Raw genomic sequence first — 23,747 nt, 5'->3', positions numbered from 1 at the left:
ACTATACAGATAAAACCATACATGCACCCCTAATGCCAGATATGTTTTTATCGCTGTAACTCCCACCAGTCCATCATTTGAAGAACTCTCCTCTCTTAGCCTCGCTCCCCAAAGAGGAGCGAGTTATCTTAATATGGACGAAACCAGGCAGAGAGTCTGTAGCGTCCCAAATGAGTAACTATCTTTTCCTAAGCCAGAAATAAACGCCAGAAACCAAAGCAACTATAATTGCCTGGAGTGAGTACAGATAAATATCACTAATATTTAAAGAATTTAATATCAATCTAGATGAGAATAAAATTATAAACAATAAAAAACAAAATACGATTGGTGCCATAATAATTCTGACTACATCAGTAAAATTGGCTTTACTCATCATTTTCTCATTAACTTTATATCATCAATTATTATTGATGATGTTATATAAGGAAAAAATCAATAACTACAACTATTATTACCAGCGATTGCAAGTTCCGATACCGACAGGGGTGTGAGATACACTTGGTGCATCATGAACACGATCTGCGATATTTCCGCCAATATTTGCGCCAATGCCTGAACCAATAGCCGCACACATAGGTCCTCCAACTTCGGTCCCAATAGCAGCACCTAGAGCCCCTCCGATAGCAGAACCAATGTCGTGCCCTATTCCACTAGACCCCTTAGAGGAACCACTGGAGGATCTTCCTGAGTTAGAGCAGTCGTGATCACCTGCATTACCACCACCACTGACCTGAGCTATTTCATCAAAACTTAATTCTCTTATGCCTGACATAAAATCCCTCTTTTATCTTGTTTTACATTTCGTGCGAGATGACTATTGCACGCACAAAAAGTGTGTGAAAAGTGAATACTTGTAAAAATATGTAAAATTATAATTTTTTCACAACATATTTGGCTTAAGGTGTAGAGAGGTCAATTCAAGTGTTTTTACAACTACTTATCTTTGTAGGCGGACAACTCAATGTATACCTACATTACTTTTCCTGTCATATTTCGGAGAGTCAACAGAGCCTAAACTCAATAGTCCCAAGGCTAATCAACGGGGAGCAGGTCATCGCGAGTTGTATCGCCGAAATTTGATAAACAATCATCTGCTAGATGATTGTTTATTTAAAATGTGGAGGAAATGCTTTGTTTACATTGGATAATCACCAACGACACTCTCCTGCCATACCACCAGGATCAGTATCATGCCAGCCACCACCTCGTTCACTACCTCCAGGTTTCAGACAGTTTTGCATGTAAGACTTGATACCATCGACAGCCGCACCTCTTATTGCCCCACGTACAAAACCAGTTGTGGCTCCTCCGACAATACCTGGAACTCCCCAGCTATCCCTGAGATACCCCCAGCTATCAAACCGGCGTAACCAGAAGCTATGGCACCATGCATTGCATCGTTCTTAACAGAATTCCAGCAGTGGTCATGGTCACCCGAATTACCACCACCACTTACCATTAAAATATCATCAGCGCTTAACTCTATAATATTATTCATTTTTTCTTTCCCTTTGAGATAAAATCTACAGCTACTATAGATATCCCTACATATAATAAAATGATTTCTGTAGAGTACTCTTCCAGGCTACTGAATCTATCTATGAGAAAAGCTAGCGGTATACAAAGTAAAACTGCTATCGCCTCTAGAATTATAAATAGCTTTATGTTTCGCTTACGTTCTTTCGCGGGCATCAAGGATGACATTTTTCACCTTTAATCTTCGAGAAGTATTAACTTCAGACTTCCATGCTCTTTGATAAAAATACAATCAATGATTGAGCCACCTGTATTTCGCAACCCATATTGGACTAATACACCAACATAATAACAATGCGTATATAAAAAAGAATGTTTTCCTTCCAGGAAAATATTGCACCCCGGTCAAAAGGTGCAATATTTTTAATTAAATGGCTTTGTGTTTGATTGGCCTTTCAATATCAGACCAATAAATACTTTCACCACAGAAAACACTCTCAGCAATGAGTAAGGAATTACCTTCCCGCATGTATATATAATACTGAAAATAATAAATACCTTCAGTATCTTTTGAATTGAAGTGGTGACATCAATCTGATTTAACATTATGACAGCATAGTAAGTGATAAAAATAATGATAATAACACTCAGAGCTGTGCTAATACATTTCTCTATAGACATATATATACCATTAGCGAAATGGAGGGCCACTTTTTGAGTCAGAATCTGAAGATGGACGACAGCCAGCAATCATGCCTGTGATAGATGAGATTGCGCCAGTTATGCTTCTGCTGGCTACAGCGCCAGCAAGTCCAGCTGTACCACCAAGTAGTGCAAGCCCACAATTACTAGTTACGTCATTGACCAAGTTGGCACCAGCCATACCGGCTGCTATGTTCGGTTGGAAGCCATTAGCTTATCCGCCATAGTTGGTGCTGGCAGCACGGCCAGAATTACGCTCGTGATCTCCAGCATTGCCACCACCACTGACCTGAGCTATTTCATCAAAACTTAATTCTCTTATGCTTGACATAAAATCCCTTTATTATCTTGTTTTACATTTCGTGCGAGATGACTATTGCACGCACAAAAAGTGTGTGAAAAGTGAATACTTGTAAAAATATGTAAACTTATGATTTTTTCACAACATATTTGGCTTAGAGCAAAGAGAGGTCAATTCAAGTGTTTTTACAACTACTTATCTTTGTAGGTGGACGACTCAATGTGTACCTACATTACTTTTCCTGATCATATCTCGGAGAGTCAACAGAGCCTGAAACTCATTAGTCTCAAGGCTGTTCAGAACAACGACAGTATAGTCATGATGATTTTCTAAATGGATATGATATGAAATGCAGGTGTAATTCAGTTAGCTACGCCTCACTGGCACTAAGTTAAACTGAGTCAGCGTATGAGACGCTGACTCAAGAGTAATTAAGATATTTTATCTAGACTTACCTGAAATTATATACAAATTCCATAGAGCGATAACTGAAACTGCAATATATAGCAGAGTATTAAGCTGATTACTTTGTTTGAACGGTTCTGGCACGATGCTCATCATCCTGAATGCACCAATGTTAGCAATATAAGTGAGGATTGTCAGACATATCGGGTATTTTATCCCCAGATCCCTCATTCTTTTCGTCATAATCAACATGCAACAGTATACCGATATCAGAAGAAATACAGCCAGTAACAGAAGTATACTTAATACCAACCAGGCTGGTATTACCTCTGTAACAGAGGTACTAGTTATTTTCACCGTTAAGGCCGTAACGACCAACTGAAATAAAACAATCAGAAACTGATAACAAAGAGCACTAACACGGGAAAGCTTTTCTGTTTTCCAACCAGAGAAAAAAGCCGTCCGTATAGACCTTAACATTATTCTTCCTCTTCTCTTTTAAATGAACACTTATCCCTTATAAGAGCATATACATTTCAGAGGTCTTACGCATCTATTTAGCGGATGCGAGTGCTATTATTATAAAGATGACTCTGTGCATAGAAGCATCAATTCACCACCTTGTTATCGCTTTGCTACAAGGCGCGGACCAGGTCAGCTTATCGTTTAAACAACAGAAACGAAAAAACCCTGCGATATTGCTATCGCAGGGTTTTCGAATTTGGCGGAAGCGTAGAGATTCGAACTCTAGAACCCTTTCGGGTCGCCGGTTTTCAAGACCGGTGCCTTCAACCGCTCGGCCACGCTTCCAAAGTGAGGCGCACTATAAACATCTCTGCACGCTATGTAAAGCGGGAATTGAAGATTTTGAAAGTGTTCCTGTTTTTCTTGTCCCGGACATTTTTGCACATATGTGCAAAAAATTAGCAAAACTGTAACATTGCCCCGATATATTCCCGACTGTCTTTCACAGTCAGGGGTAAACGCGTGTCTTACCAATCCGATATCAACCCACGCCACAGCACGTGGCGCAAGGTCCGCCATACGCTGTCAATTGTCAGCCATGAGCCCGCCAATCTTCTGGGTGCGCTGCTGCTGATGCTGTTCAGCTGGATAATCCTCGCACCGGTGATGTCGGTGTTGCTGAATGCCGTTCTGGTACAGAGCGGTGATGAAGGCCGCACCGGGGCAACAGAAGGAACATTTACCGCCTGGTATCTGCTGCGTACGTTAACATCACGCATGTCAGAGCTGCTGCTCTGGACGCCACTTCTCAATACCCTGGCGGTGGCGCTGAGCACTGTCGCCATGGCGTTAATCGTCGGTGTCGCGCTGGCGTGGCTGATTAATCGTACCGATATCGCTGGCCGAAAATGGTTTGCCACCCTGCTTATCGTGCCGTTTATGCTGCCTTCGTGGACCTTTGCGCTGGCGTGGAGCACCATTTTCAAAAACCACGCCATCGGCGGCCAGCCGGGCTGGCTGGAGGCCATGGGCATCCAGACCCCGAACTGGATGGCCTACGGCTATTTTCCAATAGTCACCATTATGGTGCTGCACTACGCGCCGCTGGTGATCCTGATTGTCGGCAACGCCCTGAAGCGCATGGACAGCCAGATGGAAGAGTGCGCCCGGGTACTCGGCGCCTCTCGCGGGATAATCGCCTTTAAAATTATTATCCCGCTGGTACGCCCGGCGCTGCTTTCAAGCGCACTGCTGATTTTCGCGGACTGTATCGGCGAATTCGCCCTGCCCTACATTCTTGGCCTGCCGGTGCATTTCGATACCCTCTCCACAGGGCTGTACCGGGCGATAAGTACGCGCCAGTCTGGCGTGGCAGCGGTAATTGCAACGGTCATTATGCTGATGGGGATGTTGACCCTGATGCTGGACATGAAAATGCTGCGCGAAGCGAAACGCTTTGTGACCCTGGGCGGTAAAGGCGTGATGGAACGCCGCCGCACTCTGGGTCGCTGGCGTACCGCCGCTGCCGCACTGCCGCTGCTGTTCGTGCTGCTGGGTGTGGCAATCCCCCTGCTGACCCTGTTCCTGTCGACGGTGATGATCCTGCCCGGCCGATTTACTGCCGAAAACTTTACCTTCGATTACTGGATTGGCCACAACCTCGATACCGTGGCCCTGCACAACGGCATTCTGCTGACGCCGGAATTCTGGCACATGGTGTGGAACACGCTGGTGATTGTCGGCTCGGCCTCCATCGCCTGTGGCGTGCTGGGCCTGCTGGTGGGTTACGCGGTGATGCGCTGTCACTTCCGCTGGGTTGCCGCTTTTCTGCGTCAGCTGACCTTCCTGCCGTATCTGGTGCCCGGCATTGCCTTTGCCACCGCCTTTCTTTCGCTGTTTGCCGTGGCCCGTGGGCCGGTTCCGGCGCTGTACGGTACACCGCTTATCCTGATACTGGCGCTGATTGCCGAAAAAATGCCTTACGCCAGCCGCTCGGGGATCGCGGCGATGACCCAGCTCGGGAAAGAGGCCGAAGAGGCGGCGCGGATCGCCGGAGCTGGCTGGTTCGCCCGCATCCGCCGCATCCTTATCCCGATTCAGGCGGCGCCGCTGGCCACCGGGATCCTGCTGCCGTTTATCTCAGGAATTAAAGGGGTCAGCCTGTTTGTGATCCTTGCCACCCCGGCAACGGATGTGATGACCACCTGGTCCCTGCGACTGATTGACTACAACTACCAGCAAGCGGCCAACGCCGTGGTGCTGATGATTGCGCTGATTTCATGGGCTGGCACGGTGATTATTCAGAAAATCACCGGCACCGGTCTGGCTGATGGACTGGAGAAATAAGATGCCTGATATCCAATTAACGAACCTCACCAAAACCTACCCCGGCAGCGATACCCCGGCGGTAAACGGTATCAACCTGACGGTGAAAGACGGTGAGTTTATGTGCCTGCTGGGGCCGTCCGGCTGCGGGAAAACCACGATCCTGCGGATGATTGCCGGCATCGAACACGCCAGCGGTGGCGAGATCCGTATCGGCGACAAGGTGGTCGATTCCGTGGCCCGGGGTACGTACGTTCCACCGGAAAAACGCGGGATTGGCCTGGTGTTCCAGAGCTACGCGCTGTGGCCGCACATGACCGTGGAACAGAACGTGGATTTTGGTCTGCGTTTACAAAAAGTGCCTGCCAAAGAGCGTATCGCCCGCTGCCAGGACGTGATGGAAAAATTGCGCATTGCTGATTACGCCAAACGTTTTCCGGCGCAGCTTTCCGGTGGACAGCAGCAGCGCGTGGCCCTGGCGCGAATGCTGGCGGTGAATCCCGGCGTACTACTGCTGGACGAACCGCTCTCTAACCTCGACGCCACGCTGCGTCTGGAAATGCGCGCCGAACTGCGCCGTCTGCATGAAACCTTTGGCACCACAATTGTTTTCGTCAGCCACGATCAGTGGGAAGCCATGACCTTAGCCACCACCATTGCCGTGATGAGCGCCGGGCATATGCAGCAGGTGGGCACGCCGGATGAAATTTACGCGACCCCGGCCAATCGCTTTGTGGCGGAATTTATTGGCACGCCGCGCCTGAACATGATCATGCTGCATCAGCCTTTGAGCAGCCTTGCACAACATCTGCAACAACGCTTCACCCTGCACGACCAGACCCGGCTCTGCGGCATCCGCCCGGAGGAGATCGTGCTGAGTGACGAATCGAGTCTCAACGCCATTCCGATGACCATCGATAACATTATGCCCACCGGCGGAAGCTGGGTGATTGAACTGGTTGCCGGAGAAGACAGGCTGTTCCATTCCACACAGTTAAGGCCGCGCTGGCAGGCGCGCCAGCAGGTGCATTGTCAGCTTCCGACATCCTCCCTGCACTTTTTCAACAGCAACGGACTGCGTCACGACGTTACCGCGAATTAACTCCCATTGACTCTTAAGGAACCACAATGAAGCGCAATTTGTCCGCCGTACTTATCGCCAGTGCCCTGCTGAGCAGCACCGTCGCACAGGCTGAGACGTTCGACCTGCAAAAATTGATTGCGGCTGCAAAGCAGGAGCAGCCGATCACCGTTTACGCCTCTACCGGAAAAATCGTGCAGCAGGCGAAAGCCTTCAGCGAGCAGTACGGTTTGCAGGCGGTGGGCGTAAAGGCCGATGCACCGCAGATTATTGAAATCATGAGCCGGGAAGCTCAGGCCAAAAATGTGCGTGCCGATGTGGCGATTGTTGAGGATGCCCCTGCCGGGATGACGCAGCTGCTGGATAAAGGTTATGTGCAGAGCTGGGTTCCGGACGACCTGAAAGGTAATATTGCCGCCCGCTATCAGACCCCGTTAACCGTCGTGCTGGCGCCAAACGTGTTTGCCTACAATACCGATCACCACACCACCTGCCCGGTGACGAATCTCTGGCAACTGACCGAGCCAAAATGGCGTGGCCGCGTCGCGATGCAGGACCCCACCAGCAAACCGGCCTATACCGACTGGTTCAGCCAGATGGAAACGCACTACGACCAGCAGGTGCGGGATGCCTATCGGCAGGAATTTGGCAAGCCGCTGCAAACCGACGAGAAATCCGCCACCGCAGCCTTTGTGAAGGCGCTGGCGGGGAACGGCGTGCTGCTGACCCACTCCGATAATGATGCCGCGTCCGCCATCGGCGCGCCGGACAGCAAAACTGACTTTGTGGGGCTGGTGTCTACCGCAAAATTCCGCGACAACAAGCAGGGCATGAAGCTGGGCCTGTGCAGCGGCCTGAAGCCGTTTATTGGCTGGAATTACCCGAGCCTGGGCGTCGTGGCTACGGGGAGCAAAAGCCCTAACACCGCGAAGCTGTTTATTCACTATCTGCTGAGCGCCGAAGGTATTGCACCGCAGGGTGTTGACGGCAAAATGTCCACCAACCAGACGGTGAAACTGCCCACCGATGAAGCCTCCGGTATTGAGCAGCATCGCAGCGAACTGATGGAATATCTGACCGCCACCGTACAGGGCGACTGGGCAAGCCGACAGGACTGGCAGGATATCTGGAGCCTGAACTACAAAAAGTAGTTTTCAGCAAAAATTGTTTAATCTGAACAGGCAGCACACTTTGATGACTCACGATATTGAACAACGTGAAACGGCGCTCAGGCGCATTATCGTCGATGCGGGCGATACCGCCCTGCGCTTCTTCCGCTCGCGTAAAGCAGGCGAATATGAACTCAAGGGGCATCAGGATATCCTGACCGAGGCCGATACCTTCGTTGAGAAGCTGGTGTCAGAAGCTATTTCAGCCGCCTTCCCAGACGATCTGATCCTCGGTGAGGAAACCGCCAGTCAGCCCGCCAGTGCGCAGAGCCTGTGGGTGGTGGATCCGATTGATGGCACCGCCAACTTCGCCCGCGGTATTCCTCATTTTTGTGTGTGCATGGCCTGGGTTTGCCACGGCGTCACCGAACTGGGGGCGATTTATAACCCGGTCAGCCAGGAGCTTTATCTGGCGCGCCGCGGCCATTATGCGCTGAAAAACGACCAGCCCCTGCGCTGTACCGCCATTACCGATACCCGGCGGGCGGCCGTGGAGCTGGGCTGGTCTTCACGTCACAGCCAGCACCACTATCTTCAGGTCATGGCGTCCTTGCTCGGTCTGGGCGCCAGCGTGCGTCGGGGTGGCTCCGGCGCCCTGGCGCTGGCCTGGGTGGCGGAAGGCCGTACCGACGGGTATATCGAAATCCATATGAATGCCTGGGACTGCCTGGCAGGACTGCTGCTGGTGCGTGAGGCGGGCGGCAAGACGGGGAGCATTCCTGACAGTGCCGAAGGGATCTTCAATGGCCTGCCGGTGCTGGCCGTTGCGCCCGGTATTGCGGATGAGCTTGCCCGCGCCGCAGGTATTCCGCTGGCAGGGTCACTGCCAGTGATACCAGAAACCGTGCGCTACCCGCGCCCGCCGATGAGCCTGATTGTGGAAGATTTCCCCGGCTGGGGGATGGATATTTACATTGGCGGTTCAGGCGGGGTGAGCGACGTTACCCTGCTGGCGGAACATGATATCGGCGTGGTCATCAATTGTGCGGTCAACCTGGATATCGACTGGGTATCCACGCCTGAAACGGGCGCCGCGCCACATCTGCTGTCTCATGGCGCAGGCCCGGTACGCTATTACAAGCTGGGGCTGATCGACGGCGAAGGGAACGCCCCGGAGATGCTGCACGCCGGGTATCAGCTGATGCGCTCGGCACTGTTACAGCAGATCCCGGATAAAGCCTCTTACCGCAACCGCAAGCGCGGCAACATCCTCGTCAACTGCCGCGGCGGGCGCAGCCGCTCTGTGGCGCTGGTGGCGTTGTTTATGCATCTGGAATGCCCTGAACGCTTCCCTACTCTGGATGACGCGATCGCCCTGATCCGCGACCGGCGTGAGCTTCACCCGGATGAGTGGTTTGAAACGCCGAAGCCGTCGCTGATCCGCCTGGCTGAACATGCCATTATCCGTGAACGGGCAATTGCCGCAGTGGAAACTTGTCATGAGCAGTAACAGCCAGAAAAAAAATCCCGGTTTTGCCAGCGCCACGGAGGTGGCGCGCCTTGCCGGCGTGTCCCGCTCTGCGGTGTCACGTACTTTTACACCCGGCCGCAGCGTGTCTGACGATACCCGGCGTAAGGTGCTGGCCGCCGCCGGGGCGCTGAATTATCACGTCAACCATCTGGCGCGGGGGCTTTCCCGGGAGGAGAGCCGCCCGGTCTGTATTCTGGGCGGTAATCTTGCGTTTCCCTGGCAGTCCAGCCTGCTGGAACATCTGACCCGCCGCCTGCATCAGGCCGGACGTGCGGTAATGGTGATTAACACCGACGACGACGAGGCGAGCGCCAGAGAAGCCGTGCAGCAAACGCTGAATTACCGTTCAACGGCCACCATTGTGTTGTCTGGCAAGCCGCCAGGTTCACTGATTGAACTGTGCCTGCAAAGCGGGCAACAGGTGATTTTGATTAACCGCATGGGCCAGTTCCCCAGCGCAGACAATATAGACATTGATTACAGTTCGACGATGAAAGAGGCATTTGACCACCTGATTGCCGCAAAATGTCAGCGTCTGGCGATTGTTTCGTCCTCGTCCCGCTCCCCGAGCATGGTGACCCGTGAAACGCGTTTTCTGGAGGCGGCGGCTGAAACCGGAACCGACGTGGCGATCACCCGCCCAGGCAGCACCTGCTACCATACGGGAGTCCTTGCTGCACGTGAATTGCTCAGCCAGGCGACGCGCCCGGATGGGGTGTTCTGCGTGACGGATCTTATCGCCTGCGGTTTTATTGATGCCGCGCGCCACGAGTTTGGCCTGCGCGTACCAGAAGATATCAGTGTCATAGGTTTTGATGATATCGAGCAGGCCAGCTGGCTTGGCTATCAGTTGACGACATTCTCGCAGCCGCTGGCAGAAATGGCGCAGGCGGTCTGTGAAATGTTGCAGGCCCCGGAGGACAGTCAACCCACCAGCCGATTGTTTACTGCGCGTCTGGTGAAGCGGAAAACGCTCGGTTCGGCGGATTAGCCAACCTTGCCTACTGCGGGCAAGTTTTTGCGTCAGAAATGAAAAAACCCTGCGATATTGCTATCGCAGGGTTTTCGAATTTGGCGGAAGCGTAGAGATTCGAACTCTAGAACCCTTTCGGGTCGCCGGTTTTCAAGACCGGTGCCTTCAACCGCTCGGCCACGCTTCCTAAGTGAGGCGAACTATAAACACCTCACTGCACTCTGTAAAGTGTGATTGCTTCCGTTCGCTTCAAAAATAGCCAAAACGTGTTTAATCGGTTGAATTGACAACGCATTGACCATTTTATCAGCACAACGTGTCCGCTCACGCTTAGTGTTTTTTGATGTACATATCTTTGGTGTAGTAATAGCCCAGCTTGTCTGGCGTAAATCCACCCACCCACGGCTTGACCAGGTGCGTGCGCACATAGTGATAAACCGGGATCGCCGGTACATCACGGCCTAACAGATCTTCCGCCTGCTGGTAGAACTGTCCGCGCTCTTGCGTGGTTTTCGCTTTCGCCGCGTTCACCAGCGCCTGATCGTAATCCGGATTGCTGTACTGGCTGGTGTTTTCGCTGTCGCCGGTACGGAAGTTATTCAGGAAGGTTGCAGCATCGTCGTAATCGGCAATCCATGCGTAGCGCACCGCATCAAAGTTGTGGGTGTGCATGGTATCCAGCATGGTTTTCCACTCCTGGTTTTGCAGCTTCGCTTCCACGCCGAGGTTTTTCTTCCACATGGAACTGGCAGCAATCGCAATACGCTGGTGCGATTCAGAGGTGTTATAGAGCAGGTTAAAGCTCAGCGGGTGGCTGGCATTGAACCCGGCCTCTTCCAGCAGTTTTTTCGCTTCGGCAATACGTTTGTCCATTGGCCAGCTGGCGTAATCCGGGGTTTTCAGCGTGACGCCGCCGATATCTGGCTGGCTGATCAGCCACGCCGGGCGTTGCCCCTGCCCTAACACTTTGTCGGCAATGATGTCTTTATCCAGCGCCATGTTCAGCGCTTTACGCACGCGCACATCGTTAAACGGCGGCCGGGTGGTGTTGAATTCGTAGTAATAGGTTGCCAGCTGCGGAGAGACATCCAGCTGCGTACCCATGGTCTTTTTCAGCTGGGCAAACTGGTTGATTGGCACCGTGTACACGATGTCGATCTCACCGGCTTTATAACGGTTCACATCGGCAGCTTCAGAGGTGATTGGCAGGTAGGTGACCTTATTGATAACGGTATGCGCGTTATCCCAATAGCGCGGGTTACGCTCGGCCACAATCCGCTCATTGACCACCCACTGAGACAACTTGTAGGCCCCGCTGGTGACCAGGTGCTCTGGCTTGGTCCATTTCTCGCCAAAGCGATTAATCAGAACCTTATCCACCGGTACCATCGACGGGTGCGCCAGCATCGCCAGGAAGGCGGCGTTCGGCTGGGTGAGCGTCACTTCCAGAGTGGTATCGTTAAGGGCTTTCACCCCAAGCGTGTCGGGCGCCTGTTTGCCCTGGGCGATGGCAGCACCATTTACGATATGCATGTTGCCCGGGTAGCTGGCGTACGGTGAGGCAGTCTTGGGATCAACCAGACGCTGCCAGCTCCATACCACATCCTGCGCGGTAATGGCGGTGCCATCGCTCCACGTAATGCCCGGGCGCAAGTGGAATGTCCAGACGGTATTGTCTTTGTTTTCCCACTTTTCTGCCAGCCGCGGCTGGATTTCACCCGTCGGGGAGACATTCACCAGCCCTTCGAATAAATCGCTGAGAATATTGAATTCGACATCGCTTTCGACTTTGTGCGGATCGAGTGATGCCGGTTCGTTACCATTGTTCCTGACCAGTTCCTGTTTCTCTGCCAGTTGAGTTCCTGCCGGCACGTTAGCCGCCTGGCTCGCTGCACTTGCGCACAGGATGCCTGCGGTTAACAAAGAAAGTGTAAAGTTAGTGCGTGATTGTGATTTCATGTCCTTCGCCTTATTGTCTGTTTTATGACGATCCGGGAATAACTCTTAGCGCTCAGGCTGTAATAACGCAATATTTTTCAGTAACCTATAAGAGGTTGATCTGAATAAATTCGCCATACCGTTCTTCATGCTGAAGAAACGAATTTTTGCGGTATAAACAACCGGCACTGACGCTAACGCGTTGAGTAAAGATGGGTAAAACCACTTTGTAACTGGCGTCCTGTTTCCTATTCTTGCCGTTAATTACATCTGTCATAAGAGAGTGACTCATGGATCGTATCATTAGTTCTTCACGCGACCGCACATCGCTACTCAGCACCCACAAGGTGCTGCGCAATACCTATTTCATGCTCAGCCTGACGCTGGCGTTTTCTGCGATCACCGCTACGGCCAGCACGGTTCTGATGCTGCCGTCTCCGGGCCTGATCCTGACGCTGGTCGGGATGTATGGTCTGATGTTCCTGACCTACAAAACCGCGGATAAACCGGTAGGTATTCTGTCTGCGTTCGCCTTTACCGGCTTCCTGGGCTACATCCTGGGGCCAATGCTGAATGCCTATCTGTCTGCGGGCATGGGTGACCTTATCGGTCTGGCGCTGGGCGGTACTGCGCTGGTGTTCTTCTGCTGCTCGGCTTACGTTCTGACCACGCGCAAGGACATGTCCTTCCTCGGCGGGATGTTAATGGCGGGTATCGTGGTAGTACTGGTGGGTATGGTAGCTAACATCTTCCTGCAACTGCCTGCCCTGCACCTGGCTATCAGCGCGGTGTTTATCCTGATTTCCTCTGGCGCGATCCTGATGGAAACCAGCAACATCATTCGCGGCGGTGAGACGAACTACATCCGCGCCACCGTGAGCCTGTATGTGTCGCTGTACAACATCTTCGTCAGCCTGTTGAGCATCCTGGGCTTCGCCAGCCGCGATTAACCCACAGTGCGTTGAACCGAGCCCCGCTTATGCGGGGCTTTGCTTTTTTTGGTACACTGCACAGGTTTTTGACTGACGTGTGAATGACTATGTTGAGCTTTGAAGGTAAAGAGATAGAAACCGACGCCGACGGTTATCTGAAAGAGAGCAGCCAGTGGAGTGAAGCGCTGGCAGAAGTGATTGCGGAGAAAGAAGCCATCACTCTGTCGCCAGAACACTGGGAAGTGGTGCGTTTTGTGCGCGAATTCTACCTTGAATTCAACACCTCTCCGGCTATCCGGATGCTGGTTAAGGCGATGGCCAACAAATTCGGCGAAGAGAAAGGCAACAGCCGTTACCTGTATCGTCTCTTCCCGAAAGGCCCGGCAAAACAGGCGACAAAAATCGCCGGTCTGCCCAAACCCGTGAAATGTATTTAATAGCGAATACCAAAATTAACGTATTCCCGGCCGGGTTGATGCGGCTCCGACAACACCTTATCAACCCGTGCACTGCGTGGCCCGCCTGCTTTTAACCACGCCACCAGTCGCTCTACCTGTTCCGCCTCGCCGCAGGCCACCACCTCGACGCTGCCGTCATCCATATTGCGTGCATATCCGGTAAGCCCTAACTGGACTGCCTCCCGCTGGGTGCTGTAGCGGAAGCCCACGCCCTGAACGATGCCGTGAACCCAGGCAATAGTGCAGACTTTTGACATCTTCCTTCCCCTTATCCGTCTGGCGCGTTGCATTTCCTCACTGAACTCGGGAAAATGGCGGCCATTTCATTGGAATCGACAGAATAGCAAATTATGAGTGTACGTTTAGTGTTAGCCAAAGGGCGCGAGAAGTCATTACTGCGCCGCCATCCCTGGGTCTTTTCTGGCGCAGTTACCCGCCTGGAAGGCAAAGCCAGCCTCGGTGAAACCATCGATATCGTTGATCATCAGGGGAAATGGTTAGCGCGTGGCGCATACTCGCCTGCATCACAGATCCGCGCGCGCGTCTGGACCTTTGATAAAGACGAAACCATCGACATTGCGTTCTTCACCCGCCGCCTGCAACAGGCGCAACAGTGGCGCGAGTGGCTGGCAAAACGCGACGGGCTGGACAGCTATCGTCTGATTGCCGGCGAATCTGACGGGCTGCCGGGCATCACCATCGACCGTTTTGGTGATTTCCTGGTACTGCAATTGCTGAGCGCGGGCGCTGAATATCAGCGTGCGGCGTTAATTAGCGCGCTGCAAAACCTGTTCCCTGAATGCGCAATTTACGACCGCAGCGATGTTGCCGTGCGTAAAAAAGAGGGTCTGGAGCTGACGCAAGGCCCGGTGACGGGTGAATTGCCTCCTGCCCTGCTGCCTATTGAAGAACACGGTATGAAACTGCTGGTTGATATTCAGGGTGGACACAAAACCGGGTATTACCTCGACCAGCGCGATAGCCGCCTGGCCACGCGCCAGTACGTTGAGAACAAACGCGTGCTGAACTGTTTCTCCTACACCGGTGGTTTCGCGGTTTCTGCGCTGATGGGCGGCTGTGCTCAGGTAGTGAGCGTGGATACCTCGCAGGAAGCGCTGGATGTGGCAAAACAAAACGTCGAGCTGAATAAGCTGGATCTGAGCAAAGCGGAGTTCGTGCGCGATGACGTGTTCAAACTGCTGCGTAAATATCGCGATCAGGGTGAGAAGTTTGACGTTATCGTGATGGACCCACCGAAATTCGTTGAGAACAAAAGCCAACTGATGGGCGCCTGCCGCGGCTATAAAGACATCAACATGCTGGCTATCCAGCTGTTGAACCCGGGTGGCGTTCTGCTTACATTCTCCTGTTCAGGCCTGATGACGACAGATTTATTTCAGAAAATCATCGCCGATGCCGCTATAGATGCTGGCCGTGATGTACAATTTATAGAGCAGTTCCGTCAGGCGGCCGATCATCCGGTGATCGCTACCTACCCGGAAGGGCTGTATCTGAAAGGGTTTGCCTGTCGCGTCATGTAACTTGAAAAGAGAAATATTGCCCACACCTTAAGTGTATGTAATGTTTCCCGGGAGGTGACTATGATTGCCAGCAAATTCGGTATCGGCCAGCAGGTCCGCCACACCTTACTGGGCTATTTGGGTGTGGTCGTGGATATCGACCCGGAGTATTCCCTTGATGAACCGTCGGCAGATGAGCTGGCGGTCGACGCAGAGCTTCGCGCCGCACCCTGGTATCATGTGGTGATGGAAGATGATGATGGGCAACCCGTCCATACCTATCTTGCCGAAGCGCAGCTTAGCGGCGAACTTCAGGATGAACATCCCGAGCAACCCACAATGGATGAGCTTGCCCGGACCATTCGTAAACAGTTACAGGCCCCTCGCCTGCGCAACTAAGCGTGAAAAAAAGCCCGATATCGGGCTTTTTTATTACTTCGCCAGCCCCAGTCGGGGAATTTCTATTGCCGGACATCTGTCCATGACCACCGCCAGACCAGCTTCACGCGCCAGCACCGCCGCCTGTTCATTAATGACGCCAAGCTGCATCCACAGCGTTTTCGCGCCGATAGCAATGGCTTCCTGAGCAACGCCCCATGCCGCTTCTGAGTTGCGGAACACATCCACCATATCCACTTTTTCCGGCACGTCGGCCAGGGTGGCGTACCCCTGCTGCCCCAGCAGTGATTTTCCCGCGACTTTTGGCGATACCGGAATAACGTGGTAGCCCTGGTCCAGGAGATACTTCATCACCCGATAGCTTGGCCGGTCGGGTTTATCACTCGCCCCCACCAGCGCAATGGTTCGGGTCGATGTCAGAATGTCAGCAATATCGTTCTCTTTCATGGTCTTCCTCCTGGCTTTTTTCAAAGTGTACGTCAAAGCGGACATCGCAACCATCTATCCCATACAGATGTATGAGGGCAAAACCGCGGAATATGTCTATATGTTAGTAAACATGATTCTCGAAAAATTTAGATACATTATTAAGAAATAGCATTTACCACAGGAGCACCCTATGAAAACCGGCATTGCCTCTGCTGTGATTGCATTAGTTATGCCGGTTTGCGTCTTTGCAACAACGCTACGGCTCTCCACCGACATTGACCTGCTGGTGCTGGACGGCAAAAAAGTCTCCAGCTCGCTGCTTCGCGGTGCGGACAGTATTGAACTGGATAACGGGCAACACCAGGTGGTGTTTCGGGTAGAAAAGACGATCCGCGTGGCGAATCATGAACAGCGTATGTATATCTCACCGCCGCTGGTTGTCAGTTTTAACACCCAGCGGATTAGCCAGGTCAACTTTAACTTACCCCGTCTGGAGACCGAAAAAGAGGCCCAGGCTTTTGAGTCTGGGCCGCGTCTTGAGTTGCTGGATGGCGATGCCATGCCTATCCCCGTGAAACTGGACATTCTCGCGCTCACCAAAACGCCGAAAGGTATTGATTATGAGGCGGATACAGAGGTCTATAACAAAGCGGGCAAACGTGCTTCGCTGCCTCAGTTTGCCACCATGATGGCGGACGACAGTACGCTTTTGTCGGGCGTATCCGAACTGGATGTGATCCCGCCTCAGTCTCAGACGCTCACTGAACAACGCCTGAAATTCTGGTTCCAGCAGGCCGATCCCGATACGCGAGCCCGTTTTCTGCAATGGGCGAAACAACAACCTTCGTCGTAACCCACATTTTTTTGCCCTTTCTCTTGCAGCATCAGGCGCTTCCCGTCATCTTGTAGCCAGTTAACCCTGACGGAAAAGATTATGGAACTGACAACACGCACGCTTCCTGCCCGCAAACACATTGCACTGGTGGCGCACGATCACTGCAAACAAATGCTGCTGAACTGGGTACGCCGCCATCAGCCGATGCTGGAAAACCATACCCTCTCAGCAACGGGTACGACCGGCAACCTTATCCACCGTGAAACCGGGTTAGAGGTTCATGCCATGCTGAGCGGCCCAATGGGCGGCGACCAGCAGGTTGGAGCGCAAATTTCGGAAGGTAAAATTGATGTGCTGATTTTCTTCTGGGATCCGCTGAATGCCGTTCCGCACGACCCGGATGTTAAAGCGCTGCTGCGTCTTGCGACGGTCTGGAATATTCCCGTTGCGACTAACCTGTCTACCGCAGACTTTATTATTGAGTCACCGCAGTTTAGCGCCCCTGTTGATATTCTGATCCCGGATTATCAGCGTTATCTTGCCGAAAGACTGAAGTAAGTATTATGCCGGGTGGCGACTGCGCCTTACCCGGCCTGCAAAACCCTGCCCTTATTACGGCTTCCTCGCCACCGGTACATCAATACTCTTCAGAATATCGACAAACGTTGAAGGTTCATCTTTATTGAACAGCAGCCATACGCGGTGGCGGGCGCGGGTTAACGCGACATACAGCAGGCGACGCTCTTCAGCGTCCGGGAAATCTTCCGGTACTGGCAACAGGGCCTGCTCCATCACCGATTCGCGCGCCGGAGCCGGGAAACCATCGTTGCCCTCTTTTAAACCCACCACAATCACGTAATCGGCCTGCTGCCCTTTACTGGCATGGATGGTCATAAAATCGAGCTGGAGCTTAGGCCAGCGGGTAGCGGCTTTTTCCAGTGCGGCCGGTTTGAGGTGATGATAACGCGCCAGCACCAGAATGCGCTCTTCGGGTTTCGCATAGCCGCTCAGTTTATCCAGCAAGGGCTCCAGCTGATCGTCCGCCAGCAAGGTGACGGCTTTTTTATCCCCCGGCGTCAGGCTGTTAAGCGGTTTGGCCAGCTGATGCGGGTTTTGCTGGATGAATCGATTGGCGATTTCACCGATGCGTGAGTTGAAACGATAGGTGGTGTCCAGGTCGCTGCGATCGCCCTCACCGAAATAGTGATGGAACGCGGTCGTCAGTGACAACTGTGCCCCACTGAAACGATAGATCGCCTGCCAGTCATCGCCAACGGCAAACAGTGATGTATGTTTATTTTGCGCCCGAAGCGCTGAAAGAAGCGCGGCACGCTGGGGTGAGATGTCCTGGAATTCATCGACGAGGATATGTTTCCACGGACTCACAAAGCGGCCTTTTTCCAGAATGATAATGGCCTGATGGATAAGCCCTGAAAAATCGACCGCATTTTCGTCTTTCAGCGCCGTTTTCCAGGCTTTCAGCAGCGGAGCCATCAGCTTGACCCGTTTGGTGAAGATCGCGCGGACCTCTTCCGGGGCGCTTTCAATCATTTCCGCCTGAGAGCCGCCGTGCATCCGTAAAAGGCTCACCCAGCGGTCGAGGCGCGAACCCAGGCGACGCGCCAGTTTTTCATCCTGCCAGAAACTGCCTTCCGGTACGTCCCAGTTAAGTTCTTCTTCCAGCCACTGACGCCAGCCTTTTGCCTGCGCTTTTTTCTCGCTGCACTGCTGCTGCCAGGTCTTAATAAACAGCGACTGGCGGGCCTGGGTGTCGTTCTCAAGCTTGCTGATTGAAGGAACTTTTTTGCTCCCCTGCTGGATAATGTGTAACGCGAGGGCATGGAAGGTTCTGGCGGTAATATCCTGCGTGTGCAGACGCTCCTGGATGCGCTCATCCATCTCCTGCGCAGCTTTGCGACCAAACGCCAGCAGCAAAATCTGGTCGGCCACCGCTTCGCCTGTGGTCATGAGCCAGCCCGCTCGCGCCACCAGCACTGACGTTTTACCGCTCCCTGCTCCGGCAAGCACCAGCAGAGAGTGTTCGCCATTGACTACCGCGCGCGCCTGGGCCGGGTTTAGCGGCGAGGATTCTATATTGCTGAAGAAATCGGCGTACTGCGCGAGCATGGTATCCGTCCATGCCTGGTTATGGGCAAGGCGACTTTTATCGATATCGGTAAGCCATGCCTGACACTGCCGCCAGGCATCGCGGCAATTCTCAAACTCATCCAGACGGGAAACCGGCAACGGCAGTGCTGTAAGTGCGACTTTGATTTTTTGCTGCAAACCGGCGGTTTGCTGGCGCGTAAGCCATTTTTGTTGCGCATTGCTTTGCGCAATATCATCAAGAACCTGCTGCAACACCTGCGCTGCAACGGTGCTCATCTCATCGCTCCACTGGCGCCACAGGCTACTCAGATGATGGTGGAAGCGTTGCGTTTCCGCCCATTCCGTGCCGTGGAGGCGCACCACCTTTTCGGCAGGCAACACAAACTCCAGCTCGCCCCAGACCAGCCCGCGTTTGCAGTGAATCGCTAAAAGCTGATTAAACGGAATGAGATATTCGTGGCGTTCGCCAGAGACTTTTACCCCTGCATTCAGAAGGACAACCTTGTCGTAAGGATGTTGAGCCAGGCGCTTGCCCAGTGAAGTTGCTTTCAGTTCCATGTCCTGCCTGATCCACGAAGAGATAATTTACCTGACAGTTTAACTGCCAGTTTTAAGGTGCTCCAGCCTAAAAAAACGTTACAATCACTTAGCGTTAATCATATCGAAAGGAACTGAGGGTTTATGCGTACCGTTCTGAATATTCTTAATTTTGTCCTTGGCGGTTTTGCCACCACTCTTTCCTGGCTTGTTGCCACACTGGTGAGCATCGTGCTCATCTTTACCCTTCCGCTGACGCGCTCCTGCTGGGAAATCACCCGGCTGTCGCTTTTTCCTTATGGTAACGAGGCCGTACACGTCGACGAGCTCAACCCGGAAAGTAAAAACGTGCTGATGAACACCGGCGGGACGGTGCTGAACATCCTGTGGCTGATTTTCTTTGGCTGGTGGCTGTGTCTGATGCACATCTTCGCCGGTATTGCGCAGTGCATCACGATTATTGGCATTCCTGTCGGGATCGCGAATTTCAAAATCGCTGCCATCGCGCTGTGGCCAGTTGGGCGCAGGGTTGTTCCGGTTGAAGTGGCGCAAGCCGCGCGTGAAGCCAATGCCCGTCGTCGTTTTCAGTAATTAAGGACTGGCCGCGCTCATGCTAAGCCCATTGATTCGCCGCTACACATGGAACAGTACCTGGCTGTATAACGTCAGGATTTTTATCGCACTTTGCGGGACGGTCGCGCTGCCGTGGTGGTTAAACGACGTTAAGCTCACTATCCCGCTGACCCTGGGCGTGGTCGCAGGGGCACTGGCAGACCTCGACGATCGCCTGGCCGGGCGACTGCGTAATCTGGTTATCACCCTTATCTGTTTTTTCATTGCCTCCGCATCCGTTGAGCTGCTGTTCCCGTGGCCATGGCTTTTTGCGTTAGGCCTGACGCTTTCAACCAGCGGATTTATTCTTCTGGGCGGGCTTGGCCAGCGCTATGCCACTATTGCGTTTGGCGCGTTGCTGATTGCTATCTACACCATGCTGGGCGTATCGCTCTACGACCAATGGTATCAGCAACCCGTCCTGCTGTTGCTTGGCGCTATCTGGTATAACCTGCTGACGCTTACCGGACATCTCATTTTCCCGGTTCGTGCCTTGCAGGATAACCTCGCCCGCAGCTATGAACAGCTGGCGCATTATCTGGAACTGAAATCCCGCTTATTTGACCCGGATATAGAAGAAGAAAGCCAGGCACCGCTTTACGATCTGGCGCTGGCAAACGGTCAGCTGGTCGCAACCTTAAACCAGACAAAAGCCAGCCTTCTCACACGCTTACGCGGCGATCGTGGTCAGCGCGGAACGCGTCGAACCTTACACTACTATTTTGCCGCCCAGGACATTCACGAGCGCGCCAGTTCGTCACACGTGCAATATGCTGCCCTGAGGGAAAAATTCCGCTACAGCGATGTGATGTTCCGTTTTCAGCGGCTGCTCTCAATGCAATCCCAGGCATGTCAGCAACTGGCTCGCTCCATTTTGCTGCGCACGCCGTATCAGCATGACCCACGCTTTGAACGCGTGTTCAGCCATCTCGATGCCGCCCTTGATCGCGTGCAGGCCAGCGGTACATCTCCGGATCAGATAAAAGCCCTGGGTTTCTTACTCAATAACCTGCGAGCGATAGACGCTCAGCTGGCCACCATTGAGTCTGAACAAGCGATGGCGATGCCGAATAATGACGCAGATAACCAGCTTGCTGATGACAGTGTCCACGGCTTTAGCGATATGTGGTTACGGCTGAGCCGGAACTTTACGCCTGAATCGGCTCTGTTCCGCCACGCCGTGCGGATGTCGCTGGTGTTGTGCGTCGGTTACGCGTTTATCCAGATAACCGGGTTACATCATGGCTACTGGATCTTGCTGACCAGCCTGTTTGTTTGCCAGCCGAACTATAACGCCACTCGCCACCGGCTCGCGCTGCGTATTATCGGCACGCTGGTGGGTGTCGCCGTCGGTCTTCCGGTACTTTACTTTGTCCCGTCTATTGAAGGGCAGCTTGTCCTTATCGTGATTACCGGCGTGTTGTTCTTTGCATTTCGTAATGTGCAGTATGCGCACGCCACGATGTTTATCACCTTACTGGTCTTGCTGTGCTTTAACCTGCTTGGTGAAGGATTTGAGGTCGCCCTCCCCCGCGTTATTGATACGCTTATCGGCTGTGCTATTGCCTGGGCTGCGGTCAGTTTTATCTGGCCGGACTGGCGTTTTCGCAATCTGCCGCGCGTGCTGGACAGGGCAATGAATGCCAACTGCCGATACCTGGATGCCATTCTTGAGCAATATCACCAGGGTCGTGATAACCGTCTGGCTTATCGCATCGCCCGCCGTGATGCGCATAACAGCGATGCGGAGCTGGCGTCGGTGGTATCGAACATGTCAACGGAACCGGGTGCCACGGCGGAAATCCGTGAAACCGCCTTTCGTCTGCTGTGCCTGAACCATACGTTCACCAGCTATATATCTACGTTGGGCGCTCACCGCGAAAAGTTAACCAACCCGGGTATTCTGGCGTTGCTGGATGATGCCGTTTGCTATGTCGACGATGCACTTCACCACCGACCAGCCGATGAACCCCGTGTTCGCCAGGCTCTGGATGAACTCGCCCAGCGTATTGCCCATCTTGATCCTGGTACCGACAGCAAAGCACCGCTGGTTCTTCAGCAAGTTGGCCTGCTTATCGCCCTGCTGCCGGAAATTTGTCGCCTGCAACAACTGATTGCTACATGGCGGAACGATTCTCCGCAGACTCTGGCAACGCGTTAAACCATTCCGTAAGCTCCTGGCGAATTTCCGCCGGGAGCGCCGCTTCATGCAACCCTTCTATTGCCCCCTCAAGCGCAAAGAGCACTTTAATCCCGAGTTGTTTGTTTTGCGCCCTGATTTTCAGCCAGCTCGCTTTTGCCCCCAGCTCCCGTAACATTTCTTCGTTAGTGATCCCGACTTCAAAAAGCAGAACCTCAATCTGGAAGGTGAGATTGGGCAGGTCTTTAAGCCGGTTGCGCTGATACCGCTGATATCGCTCCCGCCTGGCGGCCTCAAGCGCAAAAGAAGAAAGCTGGAGTAATGTCCCCCTGTCCTGCCACAGTCCGTCATCAACCCGGAAGTAGTTAAGCAGCACAGGCCGACCCCGCTTCAGAAGGGTCAAGAAAGAGGAGGCGTGTTTCACATAGTAGGTCGCGCTTTGCTCACAGGCACGCAGATAAAGCTCCCCATCAGACACCATGGCAAAAACGGCGTTATCCACCGCCAGGGTATAACCACCAAATAGCGCGCGGTGATGAATATCACCCAGTTCCGAAAGGTATTCTTGAGATTGATAAATCCGTTCATAAGATATCTTTTTCATGATATTTCCCTTAAAAATCATACTGTAAAGAGGCTATTTCTTACTAACGGATCCGTTAGCAGGAAAATAGGCAACTTATTGCCAGTGAGCAAGATGAATTTTCTTTAGGGGCCGATCATGAGCAAAATTTGCGAGTCGCTTTCCGAAAATGAGGTTGATCTTTATGCATACAGGGGTTACTGTATATTCATACAGTAACTACAGGGCTGGAATGAATATGTACACTTCAGGCTACGCAAATCGCTCAACATCTCTCTCTTCTACCGCAGGCAATGTCGCGCAGAAATCCGTCGGGAGCGTATCGACAGGTCTTATCAGTGAAGTGGTTTATCGTGAAGACCAGCCCCTGTTGACGCAACTCTTATTACTGCCTTTATTACAGCAGCTTGGCCAGCAGTCACGCTGGCAGCTCTGGCTGACGCCGCAACAAAAACTGAGCCGTGAATGGGTTCAGTCCGCAGGATTGCCGCTGACCAAGGTTATGCAGATTAACCAGCTCTCGCCTTGCGATACGGTCGAGTCGATGATCCGTGCATTACGTACCGGAAATTACAGCGTAGTGATCGGATGGTTGCCAGACGAACTGACAGAAGAAGAACATTTCCGACTGACTGAAGCAGCCGAGGAAGGTAACGCTATCGGTTTCATTATGCGTCCGGTTAGTCCAGATTCTTACCGCAGAGGACAACTTTCTGGGCTAAAAATTCACTCAAATTTGTATCACTGAGTAAATTTAAGACTTTTCCTGGAATTTTTTTTGACCACAAGATGCGGAAATAGTTCCACGGTCTAAATCTGCGGCAAGGCTTGTCTGGTGCGGTTCCCGTTAATTTTACTGCATAAATTCCGTACAAAAAATGTTA

The 23,747-nt window shown here is 52.6% G+C and carries 21 protein-coding genes and 2 tRNA genes; 14 read left to right on the top strand and 9 right to left on the bottom strand.

Features of this window, described 5'->3' with window-relative positions; all coding sequences use genetic code 11:
* Positions 1–454 precede the first annotated feature (454 nt).
* From M987_RS25275 to M987_RS13435, 3 genes are all read right to left on the bottom strand, one after another.
* On the bottom strand, positions 455–775 hold the full coding sequence (locus tag M987_RS25275) for a glycine zipper domain-containing protein (RefSeq protein ID WP_014069650.1): 321 nt from the start codon (positions 773–775) through the stop codon (positions 455–457).
* A gap of 501 nt (positions 776–1,276) precedes the next feature.
* Positions 1,277–1,501 (bottom strand): hypothetical protein, encoded by a 225-nt coding sequence (locus tag M987_RS13455; protein WP_041162032.1) that lies wholly within the window; start codon positions 1,499–1,501, stop codon positions 1,277–1,279.
* A gap of 2,108 nt (positions 1,502–3,609) precedes the next feature.
* A tRNA-Ser gene (locus M987_RS13435) sits at positions 3,610–3,697 on the bottom strand.
* A 177-nt stretch (positions 3,698–3,874) separates the two neighbouring features.
* Between M987_RS13435 and M987_RS13430 the strand changes: the two genes are divergently transcribed.
* Genes M987_RS13430 through M987_RS13410 form a run of 5 tightly spaced genes read left to right on the top strand, consistent with a single transcriptional unit; the run spans position 3,875 to position 10,389 of the window.
* The gene (locus M987_RS13430) at positions 3,875–5,698 is read left to right on the top strand and encodes an ABC transporter permease (protein ID WP_014069646.1); all 1,824 of its coding nucleotides are present in this window, start codon (positions 3,875–3,877) and stop codon (positions 5,696–5,698) included.
* Position 5,699: 1 nt separating this feature from the next.
* Positions 5,700–6,779: an ABC transporter ATP-binding protein gene (locus tag M987_RS13425; RefSeq protein ID WP_014069645.1), complete on the top strand. Its 1,080-nt coding sequence runs from the start codon at positions 5,700–5,702 to the stop codon at positions 6,777–6,779.
* A 26-nt stretch (positions 6,780–6,805) separates the two neighbouring features.
* Positions 6,806–7,909: an ABC transporter substrate-binding protein gene (locus M987_RS13420; RefSeq protein WP_014069644.1), complete on the top strand. Its 1,104-nt coding sequence runs from the start codon at positions 6,806–6,808 to the stop codon at positions 7,907–7,909.
* A 43-nt stretch (positions 7,910–7,952) separates the two neighbouring features.
* On the top strand, positions 7,953–9,377 hold the full coding sequence (locus M987_RS13415) for an inositol monophosphatase family protein (RefSeq protein WP_014069643.1): 1,425 nt from the start codon (positions 7,953–7,955) through the stop codon (positions 9,375–9,377).
* Entirely contained in the window at positions 9,367–10,389 is a 1,023-nt protein-coding gene (locus M987_RS13410) for a LacI family DNA-binding transcriptional regulator (protein WP_014069642.1), read from the top strand. Before M987_RS13415 ends, M987_RS13410 begins: the two co-directional genes overlap by 11 nt.
* Positions 10,390–10,470: 81 nt before the next feature.
* Here the strand turns inward: M987_RS13410 and M987_RS13405 are convergent.
* Together M987_RS13405 and M987_RS13400 are read right to left on the bottom strand one after the other, a co-directional pair.
* A tRNA-Ser gene (locus tag M987_RS13405) sits at positions 10,471–10,558 on the bottom strand.
* A 143-nt stretch (positions 10,559–10,701) separates the two neighbouring features.
* Positions 10,702–12,330, bottom strand: coding sequence for an ABC transporter substrate-binding protein (locus M987_RS13400; RefSeq protein ID WP_014069641.1), 1,629 nt, complete (start codon positions 12,328–12,330; stop codon positions 10,702–10,704).
* A gap of 269 nt (positions 12,331–12,599) precedes the next feature.
* Between M987_RS13400 and yccA the strand changes: the two genes are divergently transcribed.
* Complete coding sequence (gene yccA, locus M987_RS13395) at positions 12,600–13,259, top strand: FtsH protease modulator YccA (RefSeq protein ID WP_014069639.1); 660 nt, start codon at positions 12,600–12,602, stop codon at positions 13,257–13,259.
* Positions 13,260–13,348: 89 nt separating this feature from the next.
* Entirely contained in the window at positions 13,349–13,678 is a 330-nt protein-coding gene (tusE, locus tag M987_RS13390; RefSeq protein ID WP_041162029.1) for a sulfurtransferase TusE, read from the top strand.
* Here tusE and yccX read toward each other — a convergent pair.
* Positions 13,675–13,956: an acylphosphatase gene (yccX, locus tag M987_RS13385; RefSeq protein ID WP_014069637.1), complete on the bottom strand. Its 282-nt coding sequence runs from the start codon at positions 13,954–13,956 to the stop codon at positions 13,675–13,677. The genes tusE and yccX overlap by 4 nt on opposite strands.
* Before the next feature lie 93 nt (positions 13,957–14,049).
* On the opposite strand from yccX, the gene rlmI reads away from it, so the two are divergent.
* Together rlmI and hspQ are read left to right on the top strand one after the other, a co-directional pair.
* Positions 14,050–15,240: a 23S rRNA (cytosine(1962)-C(5))-methyltransferase RlmI gene (gene rlmI, locus M987_RS13380; protein WP_014069636.1), complete on the top strand. Its 1,191-nt coding sequence runs from the start codon at positions 14,050–14,052 to the stop codon at positions 15,238–15,240.
* 60 nt (positions 15,241–15,300) lie between these two features.
* A complete protein-coding gene (gene hspQ / locus M987_RS13375) occupies positions 15,301–15,618 on the top strand; it encodes a heat shock protein HspQ (RefSeq protein WP_014069635.1) in 318 nt (105 codons plus the stop codon).
* A 33-nt stretch (positions 15,619–15,651) separates the two neighbouring features.
* Here the strand turns inward: hspQ and M987_RS13370 are convergent, their stop codons facing one another.
* Positions 15,652–16,065 carry a CoA-binding protein gene (locus tag M987_RS13370; protein WP_014069634.1) on the bottom strand — a complete coding sequence of 138 codons (414 nt, stop codon included), beginning with the start codon at positions 16,063–16,065 and terminating at the stop codon, positions 15,652–15,654.
* Between the two features lie 172 nt (positions 16,066–16,237).
* Here M987_RS13370 and csgI point away from each other — a divergent pair, with 172 nt between their 5' ends.
* Entirely contained in the window at positions 16,238–16,900 is a 663-nt protein-coding gene (csgI, locus tag M987_RS13365; protein WP_014069633.1) for a curli synthesis inhibitor, read from the top strand.
* Positions 16,901–16,981: 81 nt separating this feature from the next.
* On the top strand, positions 16,982–17,440 hold the full coding sequence (mgsA, locus tag M987_RS13360; protein ID WP_014069632.1) for a methylglyoxal synthase: 459 nt from the start codon (positions 16,982–16,984) through the stop codon (positions 17,438–17,440).
* Between the two features lie 54 nt (positions 17,441–17,494).
* Here mgsA and helD read toward each other — a convergent pair whose 3' ends face one another.
* A complete protein-coding gene (gene helD / locus M987_RS13355) occupies positions 17,495–19,549 on the bottom strand; it encodes a DNA helicase IV (protein WP_014069631.1) in 2,055 nt (684 codons plus the stop codon).
* 123 nt (positions 19,550–19,672) lie between these two features.
* On the opposite strand from helD, the gene M987_RS13350 reads away from it, so the two are divergent.
* Together M987_RS13350 and yccS are read left to right on the top strand one after the other, a co-directional pair.
* Entirely contained in the window at positions 19,673–20,119 is a 447-nt protein-coding gene (locus M987_RS13350; RefSeq protein WP_014069630.1) for a YccF domain-containing protein, read from the top strand.
* A gap of 19 nt (positions 20,120–20,138) precedes the next feature.
* Positions 20,139–22,301 (top strand): YccS family putative transporter, encoded by a 2,163-nt coding sequence (gene yccS / locus M987_RS13345; RefSeq protein WP_014069629.1) that lies wholly within the window; start codon positions 20,139–20,141, stop codon positions 22,299–22,301.
* Here the strand turns inward: yccS and M987_RS13340 are convergent.
* Entirely contained in the window at positions 22,258–22,884 is a 627-nt protein-coding gene (locus M987_RS13340; RefSeq protein WP_014069628.1) for a TfoX/Sxy family DNA transformation protein, read from the bottom strand. The two genes, yccS and M987_RS13340, sit on opposite strands and share 44 nt — an antisense overlap.
* Before the next feature lie 217 nt (positions 22,885–23,101).
* Here M987_RS13340 and sulA point away from each other — a divergent pair, with 217 nt between their 5' ends.
* Positions 23,102–23,611 (top strand): SOS-induced cell division inhibitor SulA, encoded by a 510-nt coding sequence (gene sulA, locus M987_RS13335; protein WP_041162028.1) that lies wholly within the window; start codon positions 23,102–23,104, stop codon positions 23,609–23,611.
* Positions 23,612–23,747: the final 136 nt, after the last annotated feature.

This window comes from Enterobacter soli ATCC BAA-2102 (genome assembly GCF_001654845.1).
GTDB lineage: Bacteria > Pseudomonadota > Gammaproteobacteria > Enterobacterales > Enterobacteriaceae > Enterobacter > Enterobacter soli.
The sequence above is the reverse complement of the archived record's forward strand: the minus strand, read 5'-3'. Positions and strand labels throughout refer to the sequence as shown.

Excerpts from the sequence above, each read along its gene's own strand:
- hspQ (WP_014069635.1), top strand. The coding sequence starts at position 15,301 with ATGATTGCCAGCAAATTCGGTATCGGCCAGCAGGTCCGCCACACCTTA.
- M987_RS13415 (WP_014069643.1), top strand. The coding sequence starts at position 7,953 with ATGACTCACGATATTGAACAACGTGAAACGGCGCTCAGGCGCATTATC.
- yccX (WP_014069637.1), bottom strand. The coding sequence starts at position 13,956 with ATGTCAAAAGTCTGCACTATTGCCTGGGTTCACGGCATCGTTCAGGGC.
- mgsA (WP_014069632.1), top strand. The coding sequence starts at position 16,982 with ATGGAACTGACAACACGCACGCTTCCTGCCCGCAAACACATTGCACTG.
- M987_RS13340 (WP_014069628.1), bottom strand. The coding sequence starts at position 22,884 with ATGAAAAAGATATCTTATGAACGGATTTATCAATCTCAAGAATACCTT.
- helD (WP_014069631.1), bottom strand. The coding sequence starts at position 19,549 with ATGGAACTGAAAGCAACTTCACTGGGCAAGCGCCTGGCTCAACATCCT.
- M987_RS13425 (WP_014069645.1), top strand. The coding sequence starts at position 5,700 with ATGCCTGATATCCAATTAACGAACCTCACCAAAACCTACCCCGGCAGC.
- M987_RS13410 (WP_014069642.1), top strand. The coding sequence starts at position 9,367 with ATGAGCAGTAACAGCCAGAAAAAAAATCCCGGTTTTGCCAGCGCCACG.
- tusE (WP_041162029.1), top strand. The coding sequence starts at position 13,349 with ATGTTGAGCTTTGAAGGTAAAGAGATAGAAACCGACGCCGACGGTTAT.
- M987_RS25275 (WP_014069650.1), bottom strand. The coding sequence starts at position 775 with ATGTCAGGCATAAGAGAATTAAGTTTTGATGAAATAGCTCAGGTCAGT.
- M987_RS13455 (WP_041162032.1), bottom strand. The coding sequence starts at position 1,501 with ATGAATAATATTATAGAGTTAAGCGCTGATGATATTTTAATGGTAAGT.
- sulA (WP_041162028.1), top strand. The coding sequence starts at position 23,102 with ATGTACACTTCAGGCTACGCAAATCGCTCAACATCTCTCTCTTCTACC.
- M987_RS13370 (WP_014069634.1), bottom strand. The coding sequence starts at position 16,065 with ATGAAAGAGAACGATATTGCTGACATTCTGACATCGACCCGAACCATT.
- M987_RS13400 (WP_014069641.1), bottom strand. The coding sequence starts at position 12,330 with ATGAAATCACAATCACGCACTAACTTTACACTTTCTTTGTTAACCGCA.
- yccA (WP_014069639.1), top strand. The coding sequence starts at position 12,600 with ATGGATCGTATCATTAGTTCTTCACGCGACCGCACATCGCTACTCAGC.
- M987_RS13350 (WP_014069630.1), top strand. The coding sequence starts at position 19,673 with ATGCGTACCGTTCTGAATATTCTTAATTTTGTCCTTGGCGGTTTTGCC.
- csgI (WP_014069633.1), top strand. The coding sequence starts at position 16,238 with ATGAAAACCGGCATTGCCTCTGCTGTGATTGCATTAGTTATGCCGGTT.
- rlmI (WP_014069636.1), top strand. The coding sequence starts at position 14,050 with ATGAGTGTACGTTTAGTGTTAGCCAAAGGGCGCGAGAAGTCATTACTG.
- yccS (WP_014069629.1), top strand. The coding sequence starts at position 20,139 with ATGCTAAGCCCATTGATTCGCCGCTACACATGGAACAGTACCTGGCTG.
- M987_RS13420 (WP_014069644.1), top strand. The coding sequence starts at position 6,806 with ATGAAGCGCAATTTGTCCGCCGTACTTATCGCCAGTGCCCTGCTGAGC.